Origin of the sequence: Pseudomonas sp. IPO3778, from assembly GCF_013386825.1 — a bacterium.
Classification (GTDB): domain Bacteria; phylum Pseudomonadota; class Gammaproteobacteria; order Pseudomonadales; family Pseudomonadaceae; genus Aquipseudomonas.
This window is the reverse complement of the sequence record NZ_JACARC010000017.1, coordinates 216,752-241,306: the sequence shown is the minus strand read 5'-3', so window position 1 is coordinate 241,306 and position 24,555 is coordinate 216,752. Positions and strand designations below refer to the sequence as shown.

The following is a 24,555-nucleotide window of genomic DNA, read 5'->3' as shown; positions in this document are numbered from 1 at the left end:
CGCGATCAGGGGTTTTGTTTTGGGCGGTCGGAAAGTATCGGCGTACGCCCTTTAGTCGTGTTCAATGCTAAAGTCCTGCCTTTCTATGCAATAGCCTTATGCATGGCTATCATGCGTGCCTCATTGTGAGGCGAGACTTGCATGCTGACGTTGTTGAAACTTCTAAAAGATGGTCGATTCCACTCCGGGGAGGCGCTTGGTGCTGCCTTGGGTGTCAGTCGCAGTGCTGTATGGAAGCAGCTTCAGCATCTCGAGGCGGAGTTGAATCTAACTATCCATAAAGTTCGTGGCAGGGGGTATCAGTTGGCGTCGCCTCTGGTGTTGTTAAGCGCTGATGAAATCGCCCGGTATGCCCCGGATCCCGCTTGGCCCGTTCATATCTCTGACTCCATTGACTCTACCAATGCTGAGGCATTGCGCCTTATTGAGGCGGGCCGCACTGCGCCGTTTCTCGTGCTTTCGGAGCAGCAAACTGCTGGCAGAGGACGGCGAGGGCGAAAGTGGGTCAGTCCTTTCGCTCAAAACGTCTACTTCAGCCTTGTGTTGCGGATTGACGGCGGTTTGCGCCAGTTGGAAGGGCTAAGTCTGGTGGTCGGTCTGGCAGTTATGCAGGCGTTACGAGATGCGGGAGTCCGCAATGCGGGACTGAAGTGGCCGAATGACGTTTTGGTCGCTCAAAAAAAGATCGCTGGGATTCTCTTGGAGCTAATCGGCGATCCCGCTGACGTCTGTCATGTCGTCCTGGGTATCGGCATTAATGTGAATATGCAGAAGACAGACGAGGTCGATCAGCAATGGACTTCCGTGCAGTTGGAGACCGGCATTGCTGTGGATCGCAACTACCTGGTAGCGCGTCTTGGCGTGCAGTTGCAGGCGTATTTGGAGCGGCACCAGTCGTTCGGCTTTTCCGCCATCCAGGACGAATGGGAGCAGAACCATTTATGGCAGGGCAGGCCTGTGTCGCTCATCGCCGGGGTGAATCAGATTGACGGAGTGGTATTAGGGATCGACGGGCAGGGTGCGTTACGGTTGGGTGTGGATGGTGTTGAGAAAGTATATAGCGGCGGTGAGCTAAGCCTGAGGTTGCGTGATGATTCTTGAGCTCGACTGTGGGAATAGCTTTATCAAATGGCGGGTTATCGAGTCGGATAACGCGCGTCTCTTTGCCGAAGGTGTCGTAGGTTCGGATGCCTCACTGATCGATAGCCTGTTCGCGCTTACTGGCCTCGGGTTAAAAGATTGCCGATTGGTGAGTGTTCGTGCCTCTGATGAGACCAATCAATTGGTCGATACCCTGATAGCGGCATTTGGTGTCAAAGTCCTCTGTGCTGCTTCAGCAAGGCAGATGGGCGGGGTGCGCAACGGGTATGAAGACTTTGAGCGCCTGGGGCTGGATCGCTGGCTCGCAATGCTGGGTGGGTATCAGTTGGCCTCGGGTGCGTGTTTGGTGCTCGACTTTGGCACGGCGGCGACCGCAGATTTCATTGCCGCGGACGGTGAGCATCTAGGAGGCTTTATTTGTCCTGGTATGCCGCTGATGCGTAATCAGTTGCGAACGCATACCCGCAAAATACGCTATGACGATATCGCCGCCGAGCGTGCGCTCGAGGCGTTATCCCCGGGGCGTACAACGGCCGAGGCCGTTGAGCGCGGTTGTACGCTCATGCTGAGAGGGTTTGTATTGACGCAGCTGGAGCTGGCCCGAAGCTACTGGGGGAGCGATTTCACCGTCTTCCTCACTGGCGGTGACGCCGAGTTGGTGGCTGATGCGGTGCCTCACGGGAGGCTCGTCCCTGATCTGGTTTTTGTTGGCCTGGCGATGGCGTGCCCTTTGTCCTGAGGTTTTTATGCGTTGGCTGTTTCTGCTTTTGCTGGTTCTCAATGTCTTCTACTACATTTGGCATCAACAGGAAGCCCCTCTGCGGGCTAAAGATGTCACGCCTTTATCCCTCTACCGTGGTTCTCAGCAAGATATCCGGCTGTTAAGTGAGTCGGCTGACGCGATGGTGCGGCGAGACAGGCTAAAAGCGCCTGAGGCGCAGCCTGGATGCTTGTATATCGGAGGCCTGGTCGACCAGAAGGAGATTCAGTCCGTTGAGCAGCGCCTCACAAGCCTGGATATCAAGGTCAAACTGCAATCTCTGAATCTGCCTGACGCTTCGGGATACTGGTTGCGAGTAAGCCCCGAAAGCCGGCGCCTGGCTGATGATCTGCCCTTTGAAAACCTTGTTAATGAATTCAATGAGTTAAAACATAAAATAATGCCGTGCGAAGGCATTGCAACCTTCGAATAGTTTGCATAGAATGGCGCCCGCTTCGCAGTGAAGACCTCTTGGGTCGACAAGGTGAAGCGAAGGTCAACGCAGCTAACCTCATATTTTTTAATGAGAAAATGCTTGACAGAAGGCTGGCATGATGTAGAATGCCGGCTCGCTTAGGAGGGGTTCCCGAGCGGCCAAAGGGATCAGACTGTAAATCTGACGTCTACGACTTCGAAGGTTCGAATCCTTCCCCCTCCACCATTTTAGCGTGAGCTGCAAGCTCCGCGGGTATAGTTTAGTGGTAGAACCTCAGCCTTCCAAGCTGATGATGCGGGTTCGATTCCCGCTACCCGCTCCAAGTTTGCAGGTTGTGCAAGTTGTTTCGCTCTTGTAGCTCAGTTGGTAGAGCACACCCTTGGTAAGGGTGAGGTCAGCGGTTCAAATCCGCTCAAGAGCTCCATATAACAAGGCAGATATGAAAATATCTGCCTTTGTTTTAACAGCTACCTCTCGTTGGCCCTGCTCTCTCTTTTGGTTTTGTTTGGGTGGGTTCGGGGTCTGTAGGGGTTTGTTGTTGTAAAGTCTTTTTCAGATCGGCATAATTGTCGGCCTGATTTTGTTTTAGGTCAGTAGCTCAATTGGCAGAGCGACGGTCTCCAAAACCGTAGGTTGGGGGTTCGATTCCCTCCTGACCTGCCAGATTCACTTGGTGTGTCTGGCTTTCTTTTCACAGGATCTTCATAGATGACTCCTAAGGCTGAAGCTCAAGGCTCTCGCTTCGATCTGCTCAAGTGGCTTGTAGTAGTCGCTGTTGTGGTGGTAGGCGTTGTCGGCAACCAGTATTACTCTGCGTCGCCGATCCTGTACCGCGTCCTCGCATTGCTCGCTCTTGCTGCTGTTGCTGCCTTTGTCGGCCTTCAGACTGCTAAGGGTAAGTCGTTTGCGGTCCTGGTAAAGGAAGCTCGCACCGAGATCCGTAAAGTCGTTTGGCCGACTCGCCAAGAAACCACGCAGACCACGCTGATTGTGGTGGCTGTTGTTCTGGTTATGGCGTTGCTGTTGTGGGGTCTTGATTCCCTGCTCGGCTGGCTTGTTTCCTTGATTGTTGGCTAAGGGTGTCCCGTGGCTAAGCGTTGGTACGTTGTGCATGCTTACTCGGGTTACGAGAAGCATGTCATGCGCTCTTTGCTAGAGCGCGTAAAGCTGGCAGGCATGGAAGATGGCTTCGGCGAAATTCTGGTTCCCACTGAAGAAGTGGTTGAAATGCGTAATGGCCAGAAACGCAAAAGCGAGCGCAAGTTCTTCCCTGGCTACGTGCTGGTTCAAATGGACATGAATGAGGGTACTTGGCACTTGGTCAAGGACACTCCTCGCGTCATGGGTTTCATCGGCGGTACCGCTGATAAGCCTGCTCCGATCACCGACAAAGAAGCAGAAGCAATTCTGCGACGTGTTGCTGATGGCAGCGACAAGCCTAAGCCGAAGACGTTGTTCGAGCCGGGCGAGGTTGTTCGTGTCACTGATGGTCCGTTTGCAGATTTTAACGGCACTGTCGAAGAAGTTAACTACGAAAAGAGCCGGATCCAAGTGGCAGTGCTCATTTTCGGTCGCTCTACTCCGGTAGAGCTAGAGTTCAGCCAGGTCGAAAAAGTCTAGCTGAGCAAGCATCCCAACCCCGCAGCCTTAGGCTGTGGGGTTTTGTCGTCACTGGGATAAACGCGCAAGTAACCGGGGAGCCTTTCGAGGCGTTCGAACCCGTAATTGGAGTGCCTCATGGCCAAGAAGATTACCGCTTACATCAAGCTGCAAGTGAAGGCCGCTCAGGCCAACCCAAGCCCACCTGTTGGTCCAGCTCTGGGTCAGCACGGCGTGAACATCATGGAATTCTGCAAGGCCTTCAACGCCCGTACTCAGGGTATTGAGCCAGGTCTGCCGACTCCAGTGATCATCACTGTATACAGCGACCGTAGCTTCACCTTCGAAACCAAGTCGACCCCGGCTTCGGTTCTGTTGAAGAAAGCTGCTGGTCTGACTAGCGGTTCCGCTCGTCCTAACACCGTTAAGGTTGGCACCGTGACCCGTGCTCAGCTGGAAGAAATCGCGAAAACCAAAAACGCGGATCTGACTGCAGCTGATATGGATGCAGCCGTGCGTACCATCGCCGGTTCTGCTCGTAGCATGGGCCTTAACGTGGAGGGTGTGTAATGGCTAAGCTGACCAAGCGCCAAAAGGCAATCGCCGGCAAAATCGAAGCGGGCAAGTCCTACAACTTTGTAGACGCTGCTGCTCTGCTGACCGAGCTGTCGACTGTCAAGTTCAGCGAGTCTGTTGACGTTGCTGTAAACTTGGGTGTTGACCCACGTAAATCCGACCAGGTCGTTCGTAGCGCTACTGTGCTGCCACACGGTACTGGCAAGACTGTACGTGTTGCTGTCTTCACCCAAGGCCCGGCAGCTGAAGCTGCTCTGGCCGCCGGCGCCGATCGCGTTGGCATGGACGACCTGGCTGCCGAAATGAAAGGCGGCGACCTGAACTATGACGTCGTAATTGCTTCCCCGGATGCAATGCGCGTTGTAGGTCAGCTGGGTCAGATCCTTGGTCCACGTGGTCTGATGCCTAACCCTAAAGTCGGCACCGTAACTCCAGACGTAGCTACCGCGGTTAAAAACGCCAAGGCTGGTCAGGTTCGTTATCGCACCGACAAAAACGGCATCATTCACACCTCCGTTGGCAAAGTCGGCTTTGATGCCGTCAAGCTGAAGGAAAACGTTGAGGCCCTGATCGCTGATCTGAAGCGTATCAAGCCAGCTTCCTCGAAAGGTATCTACGTCAAGCGCGTTACCCTGAGCACCACTATGGGCCCAGGTCTGGTCATCGACCAAGGCTCGCTGGACGTATAAGACATAAGTTGGCGCGAGTAATTGTGCCAATAGAAAGATTGGGGTCCCTGCCTGGCGGGGGCTATCCAAGACCGTAGGCGACGCGAGTCTTAAACCACAAGCCTACGCAGATGGTGCTCCCGGTTCCTTACCGAATCAGACACCAAAACGACATCCGGCCTAGGCCAGATGAAACGGTAACAAGCAGGAGTTAAACCCGTGGCAATTAATCTCGAAGACAAGAAGGCCATCGTCGCTGAAGTCAACGAGGCTGCCAAAGCTGCTCTGTCCGCTGTCGTGGCTGATGCCCGTGGTGTGACAGTAGGCGCTATGACCGGACTCCGTAAAGAGGCTCGTGAAGCTGGCGTATACGTACGTGTTGTACGTAATACCCTGCTCAAGCGCGCTGTTGCTGACACTGAATACAGTGTTCTCAACGACGTGTTCACCGGCCCGACCCTGATTGCGTTCTCCACCGATCATCCAGGCGCTGCTGCCCGTTTGTTCAAGGAATTCGCCAAGGGTCAGGACAAGTTCGAGATCAAGGCAGCTGCGTTCGAGGGCAAGTTCCTCGCAGCTAACCAAATCGACGTACTGGCAACACTGCCGACCCGTAACGAAGCTATTTCTCAGCTGATGAGCGTGATTCAAGGCGCTACCAGCAAGTTGGCTCGTACTCTGGCCGCAGTTCGCGAGCAAAAAGAAGCTGCCGCAGCCTAAGGCTGAGCACCTCCTCTCGCGTATTTTTGTTTATTTCGATGGCCGCGTAGGCCGTCCCCCAATTCAGGAATTACAGCAATGTCTATCTCCCAAGACGATATCCTCAACGCCGTAGCTGAAATGTCGGTTCTGCAGGTTGTTGAGCTGATCAAAGCTTTCGAAGAAAAATTCGGCGTTTCCGCTGCCGCTGCTTCCGCCGGTCCAGCTGCTGCTGCTGCCGTTGTTGAAGAGCAAACCGAATTCAACGTCATGCTGCTGGAAGCTGGCGAGAAGAAAGTAAACGTGATCAAGGCAGTACGTGAACTGACCGGTCTGGGCCTGAAAGAAGCCAAGGCAGTAGTTGACGGCGCCCCTGCCCAGGTTCTGGAAGCAGTGTCGAAAGACGCAGCTGACAAAGCTAAAGCAGTGCTGGAAGAAGCAGGCGCTAAAGTCGAGCTGAAGTAAGCATCGACCTTGCGTCTCCAGCCCAAGCGTTAAGCTGAAGGCTGATGGCTGGTGGCTCTTGCCACCGGCCTTTTTCCGTTATTGGCAATCGACTCGGTCGTCGCCTCTAACGCGCTGTAACCACCCGATGCGGTGGCGCAAACCATGGGGTTTGCAAGATTTTCTGGCTGCTCCCGTCGGGAGGGGCCAAACAAGCAGGTGACCAAGCTGGGGAACGCTGATGGCTTACTCATATACTGAGAAAAAACGTATCCGCAAGGACTTTAGCAAGTTGCCGGACGTCATGGATGTCCCGTACCTTCTGGCTATCCAGCTGGATTCGTATCGTGAATTCTTGCAGGCGGGAGCGACCAAAGATCAGTTCCGCGACGTGGGCCTGCATGCGGCCTTCAAATCCGTTTTCCCGATCATCAGCTACTCCGGCAATGCTGCGCTGGAGTACGTCGGTTATCGCCTGGGCGAACCGGCATTTGATGTCAAAGAATGCGTGTTGCGCGGTGTTACGTACGCCGTACCTTTGCGGGTAAAAGTCCGTCTGATCATTTTCGACAAAGAGTCGTCGAACAAAGCGATCAAGGACATCAAAGAGCAAGAAGTCTACATGGGTGAAATCCCCCTGATGACTGAGAACGGTACCTTCGTTATCAACGGTACCGAGCGTGTTATCGTTTCCCAGCTGCACCGTTCCCCGGGCGTGTTCTTCGACCACGACCGCGGCAAGACGCACAGCTCCGGCAAGCTCCTGTACTCCGCGCGGATCATTCCGTACCGTGGTTCGTGGTTGGACTTCGAGTTCGACCCGAAAGACTGCGTGTTCGTGCGTATCGACCGTCGTCGCAAGCTGCCGGCCTCGGTACTGCTGCGCGCGCTCGGCTATACCACTGAGCAAGTGCTGGATGCCTTCTATACCACTAACGTATTCCACCTGAGCGGCGAAACCCTCAGCCTGGAACTGGTGCCTCAGCGCCTGCGTGGTGAGATTGCCGTTCTGGACATCCAGGACGAAAAAGGCAAGGTCATCGTTGAAGCCGGCCGCCGTATTACCGCGCGCCACATCAACCAGATCGAAAAAGCCGGTATCAAGACGCTGGAAGTGCCTCTGGACTACGTCCTGGGTCGCACCACCGCCAAGGTCATCGTGCACCCGGCCACCGGCGAAATCCTGGCTGAATGCAACACCGAGCTGAACACCGAGATCCTGGGCAAGATCGCCAAGTCTCAGGTTGTTCGCATCGAGACCCTGTACACCAACGACATCGACTGCGGTCCGTTCGTCTCCGACACCTTGAAGATCGACTCCACCAGCAACCAATTGGAAGCGCTGGTCGAGATCTATCGCATGATGCGTCCTGGCGAGCCACCAACCAAAGACGCTGCCGAGACCCTGTTCAACAACCTGTTCTTCAGCCCTGAGCGCTATGACCTGTCTGCGGTCGGCCGGATGAAGTTCAACCGTCGTATCGGTCGTACCGAGATCGAAGGTTCGGGCGTGTTGTGCAAGGAAGACATCGTCGCGGTACTGAAGACCCTGGTCGACATCCGTAACGGCAAAGGCATCGTCGATGACATCGACCACCTGGGTAACCGTCGTGTTCGCTGCGTAGGCGAAATGGCCGAGAACCAGTTCCGCGTTGGCCTGGTGCGTGTTGAGCGTGCGGTCAAAGAGCGTCTGTCGATGGCTGAAAGCGAAGGCCTGATGCCGCAAGACCTGATCAACGCCAAGCCAGTGGCTGCGGCGGTGAAAGAGTTCTTCGGTTCGAGCCAGCTTTCGCAGTTCATGGACCAGAACAACCCGCTCTCCGAGATCACCCACAAGCGCCGTGTTTCCGCACTGGGCCCGGGCGGTCTGACGCGTGAGCGTGCAGGCTTTGAAGTTCGTGACGTACACCCGACTCACTACGGTCGTGTATGCCCGATTGAAACGCCGGAAGGTCCGAACATCGGCCTGATCAACTCCTTGGCCGCTTATGCGCGCACCAACCAGTACGGCTTCCTCGAGAGCCCGTACCGTGTGGTGAAAGACGCACTGGTCACCGACGAGATCGTGTTCCTGTCCGCCATCGAAGAAGCTGATCACGTGATCGCTCAGGCTTCGGCCACGATGAACGACAAGAAGATGCTGATCGACGAACTGGTAGCTGTTCGTCACTTGAACGAGTTCACCGTCAAGGCGCCGGAAGACGTCACCCTGATGGACGTATCGCCGAAGCAGGTTGTTTCGGTTGCAGCGTCGCTGATCCCGTTCCTGGAACACGATGACGCCAACCGTGCGTTGATGGGTTCCAACATGCAGCGTCAAGCTGTACCCACCCTGCGCGCTGACAAGCCGCTGGTAGGTACCGGCATGGAGCGTAACGTAGCTCGTGACTCCGGCGTTTGCGTCGTGGCTCGTCGTGGCGGCGTGATCGACTCCGTTGATGCCAGCCGTATCGTGGTTCGTGTTGCCGATGACGAAGTTGAAACTGGCGAAGCCGGTGTCGACATCTACAACCTGACCAAATACACCCGCTCCAACCAGAACACCTGCATCAACCAGCGTCCGCTGGTGAGCAAGGGTGATCGGGTTCAGCGCAGCGACATCATGGCAGACGGTCCTTCCACCGATATGGGTGAGCTGGCACTGGGTCAGAACATGCGCATCGCGTTCATGGCCTGGAACGGTTACAACTTCGAAGACTCCATCTGCCTGTCCGAGCGTGTGGTTCAGGAAGATCGCTTCACCACGATCCACATTCAGGAACTGACCTGTGTGGCACGTGACACCAAGCTTGGGCCAGAGGAAATCACTGCAGACATCCCGAACGTGGGTGAAGCTGCACTGAACAAGCTGGACGAAGCCGGTATTGTTTACGTAGGTGCTGAAGTTGGCGCAGGCGACATCCTGGTAGGTAAGGTCACTCCGAAAGGCGAGACCCAACTGACTCCGGAAGAGAAGCTGTTGCGTGCCATCTTCGGCGAAAAAGCCAGCGACGTTAAAGACACCTCCCTGCGCGTACCTACTGGTACCAAGGGTACGGTCATCGACGTACAGGTCTTCACCCGTGACGGCGTTGAGCGTGATGCTCGTGCACTGTCCATCGAGAAGACCCAGCTCGACGAGATCCGCAAGGACCTGAACGAAGAGTTCCGTATCGTTGAAGGCGCGACCTTCGAACGTCTGCGTTCCGCCCTGGTAGGCCACAAGGCTGAAGGCGGCGCGGGTCTGAAGAAAGGCCAGGACATCACCGACGAAGTACTCGACGGTCTTGAGCACGGCCAGTGGTTCAAACTGCGCATGGCTGAAGATGCTCTGAACGAGCAGCTCGAGAAGGCCCAGGCCTACATCGTCGATCGTCGCCGTCTGCTGGACGACAAGTTCGAAGACAAGAAGCGCAAACTGCAGCAGGGCGATGACCTGGCTCCAGGCGTGCTGAAAATCGTCAAGGTTTACCTGGCAATCCGTCGCCGCATCCAGCCGGGCGACAAGATGGCCGGTCGTCACGGTAACAAGGGTGTGGTCTCTGTGATCATGCCGGTTGAAGACATGCCGCACGATGCCAATGGCACCCCGGTTGACGTCGTCCTCAACCCGTTGGGCGTACCTTCGCGTATGAACGTTGGTCAGATCCTCGAAACCCACCTGGGCCTCGCGGCCAAAGGTCTGGGCGAGAAGATCAACCGTATGATCGAAGAGCAGCGCAAGGTTGCTGACCTGCGCAAGTTCCTGCACGAGATCTACAACGAGATCGGCGGTCGCAACGAAGAGCTGGACACCTTCACCGACCAGGAAATCCTGGATCTGGCGAAGAACCTGCGCGGCGGCGTTCCAATGGCTACCCCGGTGTTCGACGGTGCCAAGGAAAGCGAAATCAAGGCCATGCTGAAACTGGCAGACCTGCCAGAAAGCGGCCAGATGCAGCTGTTCGACGGCCGTACCGGCAACAAGTTTGAGCGCCCGGTTACTGTTGGCTACATGTACATGCTGAAGCTGAACCACTTGGTAGACGACAAGATGCACGCTCGTTCTACCGGTTCGTACAGCCTGGTTACCCAGCAGCCGCTGGGTGGTAAGGCTCAGTTCGGTGGTCAGCGTTTCGGGGAGATGGAGGTCTGGGCACTGGAAGCATACGGTGCTGCTTACACTCTGCAAGAAATGCTCACAGTGAAGTCGGACGATGTGAACGGTCGGACCAAGATGTACAAAAACATCGTGGACGGCGATCACCGTATGGAGCCGGGCATGCCCGAGTCCTTCAACGTGTTGATCAAAGAAATTCGTTCCCTCGGCATCGATATCGATCTGGAAACCGAATAACACGTGACGCGAATCGAGAGCGGGGCTGTTTAGCCCGCTCTCTGCTCCGCCAGGAGGAAAGGCCTTGAAAGACCTACTGAATTTGCTGAAAAACCAGGGTCAAGTCGAAGAGTTCGACGCCATCCGTATTGGATTGGCATCGCCTGAGATGATCCGTTCATGGTCGTTCGGTGAAGTTAAAAAGCCGGAAACCATCAACTACCGTACGTTCAAACCAGAACGTGACGGTCTGTTCTGCGCCAAGATCTTTGGCCCGGTAAAGGATTACGAGTGCCTGTGCGGTAAGTACAAGCGCTTGAAGCACCGTGGTGTGATCTGCGAGAAGTGCGGCGTTGAAGTTGCACTGGCCAAGGTTCGTCGTGAGCGCATGGCGCACATCGAGCTGGCTTCGCCGGTTGCCCACATCTGGTTCCTGAAATCGCTGCCGTCCCGTATCGGCTTGCTGATGGACATGACCCTGCGTGATATCGAACGTGTTCTCTACTTCGAGAGCTATGTCGTTATCGATCCAGGCATGACCACCCTTGAAAAAGGTCAGCTGCTGAACGACGAGCAGTACTTCGAAGCGCTGGAAGAGTTCGGCGACGATTTCGATGCCCGCATGGGTGCCGAAGCTGTCCGTGAACTGCTGCACGCTATCGACCTGGAACACGAGATTGGCCGCCTGCGCGAAGAAATTCCGCAAACCAACTCCGAAACCAAGATCAAGAAACTGTCCAAGCGTCTGAAGTTGATGGAAGCCTTCCAGGGTTCCGGCAACTTGCCAGAGTGGATGGTGCTGACCGTTCTGCCGGTTCTGCCGCCAGACCTGCGTCCGCTGGTACCGTTGGATGGCGGTCGCTTCGCGACTTCCGACCTCAACGACCTGTACCGTCGCGTGATCAACCGTAACAACCGCTTGAAGCGTCTGCTCGACCTGTCCGCTCCGGACATCATCGTGCGCAACGAAAAGCGTATGTTGCAAGAAGCGGTCGATGCCCTGCTCGACAACGGTCGTCGTGGCCGCGCTATCACCGGTTCGAACAAGCGTCCTCTGAAATCCTTGGCTGACATGATCAAGGGTAAGCAAGGTCGTTTCCGTCAGAACTTGCTCGGTAAGCGTGTTGACTACTCCGGTCGTTCGGTAATTACCGTAGGCCCGACCCTGCGTCTGCACCAGTGCGGTCTGCCGAAGAAGATGGCCCTCGAGCTGTTCAAGCCGTTCATTTTCGGCAAGCTGGAAATGCGTGGTCTCGCGACCACCATCAAAGCCGCCAAGAAAATGGTTGAGCGCGAGCTGCCAGAGGTTTGGGACGTTCTCGCTGAAGTGATCCGTGAACACCCGGTTCTCCTCAACCGTGCACCGACCCTTCACCGTCTGGGTATCCAGGCGTTTGAACCGGTACTGATCGAAGGCAAGGCTATCCAGCTGCACCCTCTGGTCTGTGCTGCGTACAACGCCGACTTCGACGGCGACCAAATGGCCGTGCACGTACCGCTGACACTGGAAGCCCAGTTGGAAGCGCGTGCGTTGATGATGTCGACCAACAACATTCTGTCGCCAGCCAACGGTGAGCCAATCATCGTTCCGTCGCAGGACGTTGTATTGGGTCTCTACTACATGACGCGTGAAGCGATCAACGCCAAGGGCGAAGGTCGTGTGTTCGCGGATCTGCAGGAAGTTGACCGTGTGTTCCGTGCCGGCGAAGCCGCACTGCATGCCAAGGTTAAAGTCCGCATCCACGAAACCATCAACGATCGTGACGGTGGCAGCGTCAAGAACACCCGTATCGTCGACACCACTGTCGGCCGTGCGCTGTTGTTCCAGGTTGTCCCACCAGGCCTGTCGTACGACGTGGTCAACCAGCCAATGAAGAAAAAGGCGATCTCCAAGCTGATCAACCAGTGCTACCGCGTGGTTGGTTTGAAAGAGACCGTTATCTTCGCTGACCAGTTGATGTACACCGGTTTTGCTTATTCGACCATTTCCGGCGTTTCCATCGGTGTTAACGACTTCGTTATCCCGGACGAGAAAGCCGCCATCATCGGTGCTGCTACCGATGAAGTGAAAGAGATCGAAAGCCAGTACGCCTCCGGCCTGGTAACCCAGGGCGAGAAGTACAACAAAGTGATCGACCTTTGGTCCAAGGCCAACGACGAAGTGTCGAAGGCGATGATGTCGAACCTCTCGAAAGAGCGCGTTATCGACCGTCATGGCGTGGAAGTCGATCAAGAGTCGTTCAACTCGATGTACATGATGGCCGACTCGGGCGCACGGGGTTCTGCTGCGCAGATCCGTCAGCTCGCCGGTATGCGTGGCCTGATGGCCAAGCCGGACGGTTCCATCATCGAAACGCCGATTACTGCGAACTTCCGTGAAGGTTTGAGCGTACTTCAGTACTTCATCTCGACTCACGGTGCTCGTAAAGGTCTGGCGGATACCGCGTTGAAAACCGCTAACTCCGGTTACCTGACTCGTCGTCTGGTAGACGTTGCGCAAGACTTGGTTGTGACTGAAGTTGACTGCGGCACCGAACACGGTCTGCTGATGACTCCGCACATCGAAGGCGGCGACGTTGTAGAGCCGTTGGGTGAGCGCGTACTGGGTCGAGTAATCGCCCGTGACGTATTCAAGCCAGGTACCGAGGAAATCATCGTTCCTGCCGGCACCCTGGTAGACGAGAAGTGGGTCGAGTTCATCGAACTCAACAGCATCGACGAAGTGATTGTTCGCTCGCCGATCAGCTGCGAAACCCGCTACGGCATTTGCGCCAAGTGCTACGGCCGTGACTTGGCTCGTGGTCACCAGGTGAACATCGGTGAAGCGGTCGGCGTTATCGCTGCCCAGTCCATCGGTGAGCCGGGTACCCAGCTGACCATGCGTACGTTCCACATCGGTGGTGCGGCAAGCCGGACCTCCGCGGCCGACAGCGTTCAGGTGAAGAATGGCGGTACCGTCCGTCTGCACAACCTGAAGCACGTTGAGCGAGTGGATGGCCACCTGGTTGCTGTGTCCCGTTCCGGTGAGCTGGCAATCGCTGATGACTACGGTCGTGAGCGTGAGCGTTACAAGCTGCCGTACGGTGCTGTGATTTCGGTTAAAGAAGGTGACAAGGTCGACGCTGGCGCAATCGTGGCCAAGTGGGATCCGCACACTCACCCAATCGTTACCGAAATGAAAGGTACCGTGACCTACGTGGGCATGGAAGAAGGCATCACGATCAAGCGTCAGACTGACGAATTGACCGGTATGACCAACATTGAAGTACTCGACGCCAAAGACCGTCCAGCTGCCGGTAAAGATATCCGTCCTGCTGTGAAGATGGTTGATGACAACGGCAAGGATCTGTTGCTGCCAGGCACTGACGTTATCGCTCAGTACTTCCTGCCAGCCAACGCCCTGGTCGGTGTTGCGGATGGTGCGAAGATCGCGATCGGTGATGTTATCGCTCGTATCCCGCAAGAGACTTCGAAGACCCGTGACATCACCGGTGGTCTGCCGCGTGTTGCCGACTTGTTCGAAGCTCGTCGTCCGAAAGAAGCGTCGATTCTGGCTGAAGTCAGCGGCACCATCGCGTTCGGTAAAGAGACTAAAGGCAAGCGCCGTCTGGTCATTACCCCGAATGACGGTAGCGATCCGTACGAAGAGCTGATTCCGAAGTGGCGTCACCTGAACGTCTTCGAAGGCGAACAGGTAAACCGCGGCGAAGTTATCTCCGACGGCCCGAGCGATCCACACGACATCCTGCGTCTGCTGGGTGTGAGTGCGCTGGCCAAGTACATCGTTAACGAGATCCAGGACGTTTACCGTCTGCAAGGCGTGAAGATCAACGATAAGCACATCGAGACCATCCTGCGTCAGATGCTGCGTAAAGTTGAAATCGCTGAATCCGGCGATTCGAGTTTCATCAAGGGTGACCAGATGGAGCTGACTCACGTACTGGTGGAAAACGAGCGTCTGGCTGGCGACGAGAAATTCGTTTCCAAGTTCACTCGTGTGTTGCTGGGTATCACCAAGGCGTCGTTGTCCACTGAGTCGTTCATCTCGGCGGCCTCCTTCCAGGAGACCACTCGCGTACTGACCGAAGCAGCGGTAACCGGCAAGCGCGATTATCTGCGCGGCCTGAAAGAAAACGTGGTTGTGGGTCGTCTGATCCCAGCCGGTACCGGTTTGGCCTATCACAGCGAGCGTAAGCGCCGCCGTGAACTCGACAAGCCGTTGCGCGTAAGCGCCAGTGAAGTGGAAGCTGCACTGACCGAAGCATTGAACTCAAGCGGTAACTGAGTTCTGCGGTAAATAAGACCGGGCCCTGGCAGCCCCGTTCGTCGGATCGAGACAGATTAGTCCCGGTTCGATGGACGGGGAGGTCGGGGCCTTGTCTTGACTGGGGACAAGATCCTCTTTAGACTCTTGTACCCCTAAATTTGGCGGGAATTCGTTCCTGCCATTTTGCTTTTCTTGCAAGACAATAGCGTCGCAAGACAACAGTGGAGCTAGTAGATGGCAACTATCAACCAGCTGGTACGTCAGCCGCGTAAGCGTATCGTCGAGAAATCCGACGTGCCTGCGCTGCAGAACTGCCCGCAACGTCGTGGCGTATGCACTCGCGTGTATACCACTACGCCGAAAAAACCTAACTCGGCACTGCGTAAAGTATGCCGTGTGCGCCTGACCAACGGTTTCGAGGTTTCCTCGTACATCGGCGGTGAAGGCCACAACCTGCAAGAACACAGCGTGGTACTGATCCGCGGCGGTCGTGTAAAAGACTTGCCAGGTGTTCGTTACCACACCGTACGCGGCTCCTTGGATACTTCCGGCGTTAAAGGTCGTAACCAGGGTCGTTCGAAGTACGGTACCAAGAAGCCTAAGTAGTAGCGGCTTTTTGTAAAACTGAATCATCTTATTTTCTGAGTCGATAAGAGTAAGGTCGGAGGCGTCCCGAAAGGGCACTAATTCCGAGCGAACCTGAAGACCGTTTGAGGGCTTATCCATGCCAAGAAGACGCGTAGCAGCCAAGCGCGAAGTGCTTGACGATCCAAAATACGGAAGCCAAATTCTGGCCAAGTTCATGAACCACGTGATGGAAAGCGGCAAGAAAGCCGTTGCCGAGCGTATCGTTTATGGCGCGCTGGAAAAGGTTAAAGAACGCAAGAACAGCGACCCCCTGGAAATCTTCGAGAAAGCTCTCGACGCCATCGCTCCGCTGGTCGAAGTGAAGTCGCGCCGTGTAGGCGGTGCTACTTACCAGGTTCCGGTTGAAGTTCGCCCGTCCCGTCGTAACGCTCTGGCAATGCGCTGGTTGGTAGACTTCGCCCGTAAGCGCGGCGAGAAGTCTATGGCCCTGCGTTTGGCTGGCGAACTGTTGGACGCTGCTGAAGGTAAAGGTGCTGCTGTTAAGAAGCGTGAAGACGTGCACCGTATGGCTGAAGCTAACAAAGCTTTCTCGCACTACCGCTTCTAATTCTAGCTTCACTAATTTTGCGAGGGCTTTATGGCTCGTACTACTCCGATTAGTCGCTACCGTAACATCGGTATCGTCGCTCACGTGGATGCTGGTAAAACCACCACCACCGAGCGCGTCCTTTTTTACACCGGCAAAAGTCACAAGATGGGCGAGGTGCATGACGGCGCCGCGACCACAGACTGGATGGTTCAGGAGCAGGAGCGTGGTATTACCATTACTTCTGCTGCCATTACCGCCTTCTGGAAAGGTTCCGAGAAGCAGTACAAGGATGAGCACCGCTTCAACGTCATCGATACCCCGGGTCACGTAGACTTCACCATTGAAGTTGAACGTTCCCTGCGTGTGCTCGACGGCGCTGTCGTTGTGTTCTGCGGTACCTCGGGTGTTGAGCCTCAGTCGGAAACCGTATGGCGTCAAGCCAACAAATACGGCGTTCCACGTCTTGTTTACGTAAACAAGATGGACCGTGCTGGTGCCAACTTCCTGCGCGTGATCGGTCAGATCAAGCAGCGTCTGGGTCACACCCCGGTGCCAATCCAGTTGGCTATCGGTTCCGAAGACAACTTCCAGGGGCAGATCGATCTGCTGACCATGGAAGCTGTTTACTGGAACGATGCTGACAAAGGTATGGTTCCTCGTCGCGAAGCTATCCCTGCTGAGCTGCAGGAATTGGCTGACGAGTGGCGCAACAACATGGTTGAAGCTGCGGCTGAAGCCAACGAAGAGCTGATGAACAAGTACCTCGAAGGTGAAGAACTCACCAACGTGGAAATCAAGGCCGCTCTGCGTCAGCGTACTATCGCTGGTGAGATCGTCTTGGCTGTTTGCGGTTCCTCGTTCAAGAACAAGGGTGTTCCCCTGGTTCTCGATGCTGTGATCGACTACCTGCCGGCACCAGTTGATATTCCTGCCATCAAGGGTACTGACCCGGATGACGAGACTATCGAGCTGGAGCGTCATGCAGACGACGCAGAACCGTTCTCCGCTCTGGCATTTAAAATTGCCACTGACCCATTCGTGGGTACCTTGACCTTCGTCCGTGTTTACTCGGGCGTGTTGAACTCCGGCGACGGCGTAATCAACTCGGTTAAAGGCAAGAAAGAGCGCGTGGGTCGTATGGTGCAAATGCACGCAAACGCCCGTGAAGAGATCAAGGAAGTACGCGCTGGTGACATCGCGGCCTTGATCGGCATGAAGGACGTCACCACTGGCGAAACCTTGTGCAACGCTGACAAGCCAATCATCCTGGTTCGCATGGACTTCCCGGAGCCGGTTATTTCGGTTGCCGTTGAGCCTAAGACCAAGGATGACCAGGAAAAAATGGGTATCGCTCTGGGCAAACTTGCTCAGGAAGATCCATCTTTCCGCGTCAAGACTGATGAAGAGACTGGTCAAACGATCATCTCCGGCATGGGCGAACTTCACCTGGACATCCTGGTTGACCGGATGCGCCGTGAGTTCAACGTCGAAGCCAACATCGGTAAGCCTCAGGTTTCCTATCGTGAGCGCATCACGAAGAACTGTGAAATCGAAGGCAAATTCGTTCGTCAATCCGGCGGTCGTGGCCAGTTTGGTCATTGCTGGATCCGTTTTGCTCCTGCTGATGAAGGTCAGGAAGGTCTGCAATTCGTGAACGAAGTAGTGGGCGGTGTTGTTCCTAAGGAATACATCCCGGCTATCCAGAAGGGTATCGAAGAGCAGATGAAGAACGGTGTTGTTGCCGGCTATCCGCTCATCGGCCTGAAGGCGACCGTTTTTGACGGTTCTTACCACGACGTCGACTCCAACGAGATGGCGTTTAAGGTGGCTGCTTCCATGGCTACCAAGCAACTGGCCCAGAAGGGCGGTGGTGAGTTGCTTGAGCCAATCATGGCAGTAGAAGTCGTTACGCCTGAAGACTACATGGGTGACGTGATGGGCGACCTTAACCGTCGTCGCGGCATGATCTTGGGTATGGAAGATACGGTTTCCGGCAAAGTGATTCGTGCCGAGGTTCCGTTGGGCGAGATGTTCGGTTATGCGACCGACGTTCGTTCCATGTCTCAGGGTCGCGCAAGCTACTCTATGGAATTCAAAAAATACAACACAGCTCCGGCGCACATCGCTGAAACTGTATCCAAAAAACAAGGCTGATTCAGTCCTTTAGGCAAGGAGTTAATTGTCGTGGCTAAAGAAAAATTTGATCGTTCCCTACCGCACGTCAACGTTGGCACCATTGGTCACGTTGACCACGGTAAAACTACGCTGACTGCTGCTCTGACTCGTGTTTGCTCCGAAATTTTCGGTTCGGCTATCGTTGACTTCGACAAGATCGACAGCGCGCCAGAAGAAAAAGCTCGTGGTATCACCATCAACACCGCTCACGTTGAATACAACTCGCTGATCCGTCACTACGCTCACGTTGACTGCCCAGGTCACGCTGACTACGTGAAGAACATGATCACCGGTGCTGCCCAGATGGACGGCGCGATCCTGGTTTGTTCGGCCGCTGATGGTCCGATGCCACAAACCCGTGAGCACATCCTGCTGTCCCGTCAGGTTGGCGTTCCGTACATCGTGGTTTACCTGAACAAGGCTGACCTGGTAGACGACGCTGAGCTGCTGGAACTGGTTGAGATGGAAGTGCGCGATCTGCTGAGCACTTACGACTTCCCAGGCGACGACACTCCGATCATCATCGGTTCTGCTCGTATGGCTCTGGAAGGCAAAGACGACAACGAAATGGGCACCACTTCCGTACGGAAACTGGTTGAGACTCTGGACAGCTACATTCCAGACCCAGTTCGTGTTATCGACAAGCCGTTCCTGATGCCAATCGAAGACGTATTCTCGATCTCCGGCCGCGGTACTGTTGTAACTGGTCGTATCGAGCGCGGTATCGTTAAGGTTCAGGATCCACTGGAAATCGTTGGTCTGCGTGACACTACCGTCACCACCTGCACCGGTGTTGAAATGTTCCGTAAACTGCTCGACGAAGGTCGTGCAGGCGAGAACTGCGGCGTTCTGCTGCGTGGTACCAAGCGTGACGACGTTGAGCGTGGCCAGGTTCTGGTCAAGCCAGGTTCGGTTAAGCCGCACACCACCTTCGAAGCTGAAGTGTATGTGTTGAGCAAAGAAGAAGGCGGTCGTCACACTCCGTTCTTCAAAGGCTACCGTCCACAGTTCTACTTCCGGACCACTGACGTGACCGGTAACTGCGAACTGCCGGAAGGCGTTGAAATGGTAATGCCAGGCGACAACATCAAAATGGTTGTCACCCTGATCAAAACCATCGCAATGGAAGATGGTCTGCGTTTCGCTATCCGTGAAGGCGGTCGTACCGTCGGCGCCGGCGTCGTAGCCAAAATCATCGCTTAATAAGTGATGTCTTGAAAAAGCCCCCGCTCAGCGGGGGCTTTTTTATTGAGTTGACACCCATATGGGGCGTCTATAGAATTGCGCCTCCTTTTAACGGGCGTGTTGCGCTCGCTGGGAATAGCAGCCGGAGTCTGAAATCCAATGGCAAATCAGCAAATTCGTATCAGGTTGAAGGCTTTTGACCACAAACTGATCGACCAATCCACCCAGGAAATCGTGGAAACCGCGAAACGTACTGGTGCTCAAGTGCGTGGTCCAATTCCACTGCCTACCCGTAAAGAACGGTTCACCGTTCTGGTCTCCCCGCACGTCAACAAAGACGCGCGTGACCAGTACGAGATCCGTACTCATAAGCGCGTGCTGGACATCGTCCTGCCAACGGATAAAACCGTTGATGCACTTATGAAGCTTGATCTGGCGGCCGGTGTGGAAGTACAGATCAGCCTCGGCTAAGACTTGGGTCTTAGTCGTGTAACGCTCTGAAATGGGCGGCCATAGCGGGTGAAAGCCCCGTACACTCATGAGGTTTACAACATGACTATTGGTGTAGTCGGTCGTAAATGCGGTATGACCCGTATTTTCACCGAAGAAGGTGTCTCCATTCCGGTCACGGTCATTGAGATCGAACCGAATCGCGTCACCCAGTTTAAAACTGAAGAAACCGATGGCTATCGTGCAGTGCAAGTCACTGTCGGCGAGCGTCGTGCTTCGCGTGTGACTGCTGCTCAAGCAGGTCACTTCGCTAAAGCAAACGTTGCAGCTGGTCGTACTGTTATGGAGTTCCGTCTTGAAGATGGCGACTACCAGGCAGGCGATCTGATCAACGCTGAAATCTTCGCCGCTGGTCAACTGGTTGATGTAACCGGTCAGTCCAAGGGTAAAGGCTTCCAGGGTACGATCAAGCGTTGGAATTTCCGTGGCCAAGACAACACTCACGGTAACTCCGTTTCCCACCGCGTCCCGGGCTCTATTGGCCAGTGCCAGACTCCTGGTCGTGTATTCAAGGGCAAAAAAATGTCCGGTCATATGGGCGCTGAGCGCGTGACCGTGCAGTCCCTCGAAGTAGTGCGCGTCGACGCTGAACGCAATCTGTTGTTGGTCAAGGGTGCTGTTCCTGGCGCTACTGGCGGCAACCTGGTTGTACGTCCAGCGGCCAAGGCTCGCGGTTAAGGGGAAGCTGACATGCAATTAAATGTAAATGACGCTCAAGCGATCGAAGTTTCCGAACTGACATTTGGCGGCGAATTCAACGAGACGCTGGTTCACCAAGCAGTCGTGGCCTACATGGCCGGCGGCCGTCAAGGTAGCAAGCAGCAAAAGACCCGTTCCGACGTTCGTGGTGGCGGTAAGCGCCCTTGGCGTCAGAAAGGTACTGGCCGCGCTCGTGCCGGTACTATCCGTAGCCCAATCTGGCGTGGCGGCGGTACCACTTTCGCAGCACGTCCACAGGATCACACCCAGAAGCTCAACAAGAAGATGTATCGCGCAGCACTGCGCTCCATCCTTGCTGAGCTCGTGCGTACTGATCGTCTGGTCGTGGTTCAGGACTTCGCTGTTGAAGCGCCGAAAACCAAAGATCTGCTGAACAAGCTGAACGGCATGGGCCTGACTGACGTCCTGATCGTGTCCGAAGCTGTTGATCAGAACCTGTACCTGGCTGCTCGCAACCTGCCACACGTTGATGTACGTGACGTGCAAGGTTCCGATCCAGTTAGTCTGATCGCATACGACAAGGTGTTGATCACCGTGTCGGCCGTGAAGAAATTCGAGGAGCTGCTGGGATGAACCAGGAACGCGTATTTAAAGTTCTGCTTGGCCCGCACGTTTCCGAAAAGGCTACGGTTCTGGCTGACAAGAAAGGCCAGTTCGTTTTCAAGGTTGCAACTGACGCAACCAAGCTGGAAATCAAGAAGGCCGTCGAAAGCCTGTTCAGCGTGAAAGTAGAGCGTGTTACTACCCTGAATGTTCTGGGTAAGAGCAAGCGCACTGCTCGCGGTCTGGGCAAGCGTAATGACTGGAAGAAGGCAGTTATCTCCCTTCAGCCAGGCCAAGATCTCGATTTCAGCAGCAGTGCTGAGTAAGGAAGGGGTGCATCATGGCAATCGTTAAATGCAAACCGACTTCCCCTGGCCGCCGTTTTGTGGTCAAGGTGGTCAACCAGGAGCTGCATAAAGGCGCTCCTCACGCACCGCTGCTCGAGAAGAAATCGAAGACTGGTGGTCGTAACAACAATGGTCGTATTACCACTCGTCACATCGGTGGTGGCCATAAGCAGCATTATCGTCTGGTCGATTTCCGTCGCAACGACAAAGATGGCATCGCTGCCACTGTCGAGCGTATCGAATACGATCCAAACCGTACTGCTCACATCGCTCTGCTGCTGTACGCAGATGGCGAGCGTCGCTACATCATCGCCCCTAAAGGCGTGAGTGCTGGTGACCAGCTGATCGCAGGTGCTTTGGCGCCGATCAAGCCGGGCAACGCTCTGCAACTGCGCAACATTCCAGTTGGTAGCACCGTACACGGCATCGAATTGAAGCCGGGTAAAGGCGCGCAAATCGCTCGTTCCGCTGGTGCTTCGGCTCAGCTGATCGCTCGTGAAGGTGTCTACGTGACCCTGCGTCTGCGCTCTGGTGAGATGCGTAAAGTACTGGCTGAATGCCGTGCGACCCTGGGCGAAGTCTCGAACTCCGAGCACAGCCTGCGTTCGCTGGGTAAAGCTGGTGCCAAACGCTGGCGTGGCGTTCGCCCAACCGTTCGTGGTGTTGCCATGAACCCGGTTGACCACCCACACGGTGGTGGTGAAGGTCGTACCTCTGGTGGTCGTCATCCGGTATCGCCATGGGGCTTCCCGACTAAGGGCGCGAAGACTCGTGGTAATAAGCGTACCGACAAAATGATCGTCCGTCGTCGCAAGTAAATAGAGGGATACGACAGTGCCACGTTCTCTGAAAAAAGGTCCTTTTATTGATCTTCACCTACTGAAGAAGATCGAAGTGGCGGCGGAAAAGAACGATCGCAAACCGGTGAAAACCTGGTCGCGTCGTTCGATGATCCTGCCACAAATGGTCGGTTTGACCATTGCAGTGCATAACGGTCGTCAACATGTTCCAGTTCTCGTGAACGAAGACATGGTCGGCCACAAACTAGGCGAGTTTGCCGGTACCCGCACATATCGTGGGCACGTGGCAGACAAGAAAGCCAAGCGTTAAGGGGTAAGGAACGATGGAAGTAGCCGCTAAGTTGTCGGGCGCTCGAATCTCCGCCCAGAAAGCCCGCTTGGTCGCCGACCAGATCCGCGGGAAGAAGGTGGGCGAAGCGCTCAACCTGTTGGCTTTCAGCAGTAAGAAAGCCGCCGAGATCATCAAGAAAGTGCTGGAGTCGGCCGTAGCCAACGCCGAGCACAACGAAGGCGCAGACGTTGATGACCTTAAGGTCAGCACCGTTTTCGTCAACGAAGGGCGTTCGCTGAAGCGCATCATGCCTCGTGCCAAAGGCCGAGCTGATCGCATCGTCAAGCGGTCTTGCCATATCACTGTCAAGGTTGCTGACAAGTAACGGAGTCGAAGAGATGGGTCAGAAAGTACATCCCATTGGCATTCGCCTGGGAATCGTCAAGGAGCACACCTCCGTCTGGTACGCAGACGGTCGGACTTATGCGGACTACTTGTTCGCTGATCTGAAGGTGCGTGAGTATCTCCAAGACAAACTAAAAAGCGCGTCCGTGAGCCGTATCGATATCCATCGTCCTGCTCAAACTGCACGTATCACCATCCACACCGCTCGTCCAGGTATCGTTATCGGGAAGAAAGGTGAAGATGTTGAGAAACTGCGTCAGGACCTGACCAAGCAAATGGGTGTGCCTGTGCACATCAATATCGAAGAGATCCGCAAGCCGGAGCTCGACGGTATGCTGGTTGCGCAGAGCGTAGCTCAGCAGCTGGAGCGTCGCGTAATGTTCCGTCGCGCTATGAAGCGCGCAGTACAGAACGCCATGCGCATTGGTGCCAAAGGCATCAAAATCCAAGTGAGCGGTCGTCTCGGCGGTGCTGAAATCGCACGTACTGAATGGTATCGCGAAGGTCGTGTGCCACTGCACACCCTGCGTGCCGACATCGACTATGCCAACTACGAAGCTCACACCACTTACGGTGTGATCGGTGTAAAGGTTTGGATCTTCAAAGGCGAAGTAATTGGTGGTCGCCAAGAAGAACTGAAACCACAAGCACCAGCGCCTCGTAAAAAAGCTGCTAAGTAAGGGGTACGCCAAATGTTGCAACCAAAGCGTACGAAGTTCCGCAAGCAGATGACAGGCCACAACCGTGGTCTGGCTCAGCGCGGTAGCAAAGTCAGCTTCGGCGAATATGCGCTGAAGTCTGTAGCTCGTGGTCGTCTCACCGCTCGTCAGATCGAGTCAGCGCGTCGTGCTCTGACCCGTCACGTTAAACGTGGCGGCAAGATCTGGATCCGTGTATTCCCGGACAAGCCTATCTCCAAAAAGCCCCTCGAAGTTCGGATGGGTAAAGGTAAGGGTAACGTGGAATATTGGGTTGCCCAGATTCAGCCAGGCAAAGTCCTGTATGAAATCGAGGGTGTTACTGAAGAGCTGGCGCGTGAGGCTTTCGCCCTGGCTGCTGCAAAGCTGCCGCTCGCCACCTCCTTTGTTAAACGGACGGTGATGTGATGAAAGCGAATGAACTTCGTGAAAAATCCGCACAGCAGCTGAACGAGCAACTGCTCGGCCTGCTGCGCGACCAGTTCAATCTGCGTATGCAGAAAGCAACTGGCCAGTTGGGGCAGTCTCATCTGCTCTCGCAAGTTAAGCGTGACATTGCTCGCGTGAAGACTGTGCTCAACCAGCAGGCAGGTAAGTGATCATGGCTGAAGCCGAAAAGACTGTCCGTACGCTGACTGGCCGTGTTGTCAGCGACAAGATGGACAAAACCATCACCGTTTTGATCGAGCGTCGCGTTAAGCACCCGATCTACGGTAAATACGTTAAGCGTTCGACTAAGCTGCACGCGCACGACGAAACCAATCAGTGCCACATCGGCGACAAAGTCACTATTCGTGAAACTCGTCCGCTGGCCAAGACCAAGTCTTGGGCACTGGTTGATGTTCTCGAACGCGCTGTGGAAGTCTAAGGACTAGGGGTC

General features: G+C 55.1%; 26 protein-coding genes and 4 tRNA genes. All 30 read left to right on the top strand.

The annotated features are described in order from the left end of the window. The first annotated feature begins 141 nt into the window (after positions 1 to 141). The 30 genes from birA (at position 142) to rpsQ (ending at position 24,543) form a co-directional block, all read left to right on the top strand. A complete protein-coding gene (gene birA / locus HX855_RS07635) occupies positions 142 to 1,101 on the top strand; it encodes a bifunctional biotin--[acetyl-CoA-carboxylase] ligase/biotin operon repressor BirA (RefSeq protein ID WP_177082991.1) in 960 nt (319 codons plus the stop codon). After that, entirely contained in the window at positions 1,091 to 1,840 is a 750-nt protein-coding gene (locus tag HX855_RS07630; protein ID WP_177082990.1) for a pantothenate kinase, read from the top strand. Before birA ends, HX855_RS07630 begins: the two co-directional genes overlap by 11 nt. 7 nt (positions 1,841 to 1,847) lie before the next feature. Next, complete coding sequence (locus HX855_RS07625; RefSeq protein WP_177082989.1) at positions 1,848 to 2,294, top strand: hypothetical protein; 447 nt, start codon at positions 1,848 to 1,850, stop codon at positions 2,292 to 2,294. A 143-nt stretch (positions 2,295 to 2,437) separates the two neighbouring features. Beyond that, positions 2,438 to 2,522 (top strand) — tRNA-Tyr (locus HX855_RS07620). A gap of 23 nt (positions 2,523 to 2,545) precedes the next feature. After that, positions 2,546 to 2,619 (top strand) — tRNA-Gly (locus HX855_RS07615). A 26-nt stretch (positions 2,620 to 2,645) separates the two neighbouring features. Further along, a tRNA-Thr gene (locus tag HX855_RS07610) sits at positions 2,646 to 2,721 on the top strand. Positions 2,722 to 2,884: 163 nt separating this feature from the next. Beyond that, positions 2,885 to 2,960: transfer RNA gene (locus HX855_RS07605), tRNA-Trp, on the top strand. A 45-nt stretch (positions 2,961 to 3,005) separates the two neighbouring features. Then, positions 3,006 to 3,374, top strand: a complete 369-nt coding sequence (gene secE, locus HX855_RS07600) for a preprotein translocase subunit SecE (RefSeq protein ID WP_076016471.1) — start codon at positions 3,006 to 3,008, stop codon at positions 3,372 to 3,374. Positions 3,375 to 3,383: 9 nt separating this feature from the next. Then, positions 3,384 to 3,917, top strand: coding sequence for a transcription termination/antitermination protein NusG (gene nusG, locus HX855_RS07595; protein ID WP_003176436.1), 534 nt, complete (start codon positions 3,384 to 3,386; stop codon positions 3,915 to 3,917). A gap of 117 nt (positions 3,918 to 4,034) precedes the next feature. Continuing rightward, the gene (gene rplK / locus HX855_RS07590) at positions 4,035 to 4,466 is read left to right on the top strand and encodes a 50S ribosomal protein L11 (protein WP_003210097.1); all 432 of its coding nucleotides are present in this window, start codon (positions 4,035 to 4,037) and stop codon (positions 4,464 to 4,466) included. After that, on the top strand, positions 4,466 to 5,161 hold the full coding sequence (rplA, locus tag HX855_RS07585) for a 50S ribosomal protein L1 (RefSeq protein ID WP_003176434.1): 696 nt from the start codon (positions 4,466 to 4,468) through the stop codon (positions 5,159 to 5,161). Before rplK ends, rplA begins: the two co-directional genes overlap by 1 nt. A gap of 198 nt (positions 5,162 to 5,359) precedes the next feature. Next, positions 5,360 to 5,860, top strand: coding sequence for a 50S ribosomal protein L10 (rplJ, locus tag HX855_RS07580; RefSeq protein ID WP_016977599.1), 501 nt, complete (start codon positions 5,360 to 5,362; stop codon positions 5,858 to 5,860). A gap of 78 nt (positions 5,861 to 5,938) precedes the next feature. Next, on the top strand, positions 5,939 to 6,304 hold the full coding sequence (gene rplL / locus HX855_RS07575; RefSeq protein ID WP_177046155.1) for a 50S ribosomal protein L7/L12: 366 nt from the start codon (positions 5,939 to 5,941) through the stop codon (positions 6,302 to 6,304). A 220-nt stretch (positions 6,305 to 6,524) separates the two neighbouring features. Continuing rightward, positions 6,525 to 10,598, top strand: coding sequence for a DNA-directed RNA polymerase subunit beta (rpoB, locus tag HX855_RS07570; RefSeq protein ID WP_177082988.1), 4,074 nt, complete (start codon positions 6,525 to 6,527; stop codon positions 10,596 to 10,598). A 64-nt stretch (positions 10,599 to 10,662) separates the two neighbouring features. Further along, complete coding sequence (gene rpoC, locus HX855_RS07565) at positions 10,663 to 14,862, top strand: DNA-directed RNA polymerase subunit beta' (RefSeq protein ID WP_076016467.1); 4,200 nt, start codon at positions 10,663 to 10,665, stop codon at positions 14,860 to 14,862. A 216-nt stretch (positions 14,863 to 15,078) separates the two neighbouring features. After that, positions 15,079 to 15,450 carry a 30S ribosomal protein S12 gene (gene rpsL, locus HX855_RS07560; protein WP_002555494.1) on the top strand — a complete coding sequence of 124 codons (372 nt, stop codon included), beginning with the start codon at positions 15,079 to 15,081 and terminating at the stop codon, positions 15,448 to 15,450. 118 nt (positions 15,451 to 15,568) lie between these two features. Continuing rightward, a complete protein-coding gene (gene rpsG / locus HX855_RS07555; protein ID WP_002555493.1) occupies positions 15,569 to 16,039 on the top strand; it encodes a 30S ribosomal protein S7 in 471 nt (156 codons plus the stop codon). A 30-nt stretch (positions 16,040 to 16,069) separates the two neighbouring features. Continuing rightward, positions 16,070 to 18,175 (top strand): elongation factor G, encoded by a 2,106-nt coding sequence (fusA, locus tag HX855_RS07550; protein WP_177082987.1) that lies wholly within the window; start codon positions 16,070 to 16,072, stop codon positions 18,173 to 18,175. Positions 18,176 to 18,205: 30 nt separating this feature from the next. Then, positions 18,206 to 19,399, top strand: a complete 1,194-nt coding sequence (tuf, locus tag HX855_RS07545) for an elongation factor Tu (RefSeq protein WP_048724879.1) — start codon at positions 18,206 to 18,208, stop codon at positions 19,397 to 19,399. A gap of 141 nt (positions 19,400 to 19,540) precedes the next feature. Then, on the top strand, positions 19,541 to 19,852 hold the full coding sequence (rpsJ, locus tag HX855_RS07540) for a 30S ribosomal protein S10 (RefSeq protein WP_003210084.1): 312 nt from the start codon (positions 19,541 to 19,543) through the stop codon (positions 19,850 to 19,852). A gap of 81 nt (positions 19,853 to 19,933) precedes the next feature. Continuing rightward, the gene (gene rplC, locus HX855_RS07535) at positions 19,934 to 20,569 is read left to right on the top strand and encodes a 50S ribosomal protein L3 (RefSeq protein WP_003194649.1); all 636 of its coding nucleotides are present in this window, start codon (positions 19,934 to 19,936) and stop codon (positions 20,567 to 20,569) included. A gap of 12 nt (positions 20,570 to 20,581) precedes the next feature. Continuing rightward, entirely contained in the window at positions 20,582 to 21,184 is a 603-nt protein-coding gene (gene rplD / locus HX855_RS07530) for a 50S ribosomal protein L4 (RefSeq protein ID WP_003210082.1), read from the top strand. Beyond that, positions 21,181 to 21,480, top strand: coding sequence for a 50S ribosomal protein L23 (gene rplW, locus HX855_RS07525; protein ID WP_002555488.1), 300 nt, complete (start codon positions 21,181 to 21,183; stop codon positions 21,478 to 21,480). The genes rplD and rplW overlap by 4 nt, the downstream gene beginning before the upstream one ends. Positions 21,481 to 21,494: 14 nt before the next feature. Beyond that, entirely contained in the window at positions 21,495 to 22,319 is an 825-nt protein-coding gene (gene rplB, locus HX855_RS07520) for a 50S ribosomal protein L2 (RefSeq protein ID WP_003210080.1), read from the top strand. Positions 22,320 to 22,335: 16 nt separating this feature from the next. Beyond that, complete coding sequence (gene rpsS, locus HX855_RS07515; protein ID WP_002555486.1) at positions 22,336 to 22,611, top strand: 30S ribosomal protein S19; 276 nt, start codon at positions 22,336 to 22,338, stop codon at positions 22,609 to 22,611. Positions 22,612 to 22,624: 13 nt separating this feature from the next. Continuing rightward, positions 22,625 to 22,957 (top strand): 50S ribosomal protein L22, encoded by a 333-nt coding sequence (rplV, locus tag HX855_RS07510; RefSeq protein ID WP_003210077.1) that lies wholly within the window; start codon positions 22,625 to 22,627, stop codon positions 22,955 to 22,957. Positions 22,958 to 22,970: 13 nt separating this feature from the next. Continuing rightward, positions 22,971 to 23,657, top strand: coding sequence for a 30S ribosomal protein S3 (gene rpsC / locus HX855_RS07505; protein WP_003176422.1), 687 nt, complete (start codon positions 22,971 to 22,973; stop codon positions 23,655 to 23,657). A 12-nt stretch (positions 23,658 to 23,669) separates the two neighbouring features. Further along, positions 23,670 to 24,083, top strand: a complete 414-nt coding sequence (gene rplP / locus HX855_RS07500) for a 50S ribosomal protein L16 (protein WP_003210075.1) — start codon at positions 23,670 to 23,672, stop codon at positions 24,081 to 24,083. Next, positions 24,083 to 24,274 carry a 50S ribosomal protein L29 gene (gene rpmC, locus HX855_RS07495; RefSeq protein WP_002555481.1) on the top strand — a complete coding sequence of 64 codons (192 nt, stop codon included), beginning with the start codon at positions 24,083 to 24,085 and terminating at the stop codon, positions 24,272 to 24,274. Before rplP ends, rpmC begins: the two co-directional genes overlap by 1 nt. A gap of 2 nt (positions 24,275 to 24,276) precedes the next feature. Next, the gene (gene rpsQ, locus HX855_RS07490; RefSeq protein WP_003176419.1) at positions 24,277 to 24,543 is read left to right on the top strand and encodes a 30S ribosomal protein S17; all 267 of its coding nucleotides are present in this window, start codon (positions 24,277 to 24,279) and stop codon (positions 24,541 to 24,543) included. The last annotated feature ends 12 nt before the right edge of the window (positions 24,544 to 24,555 follow it).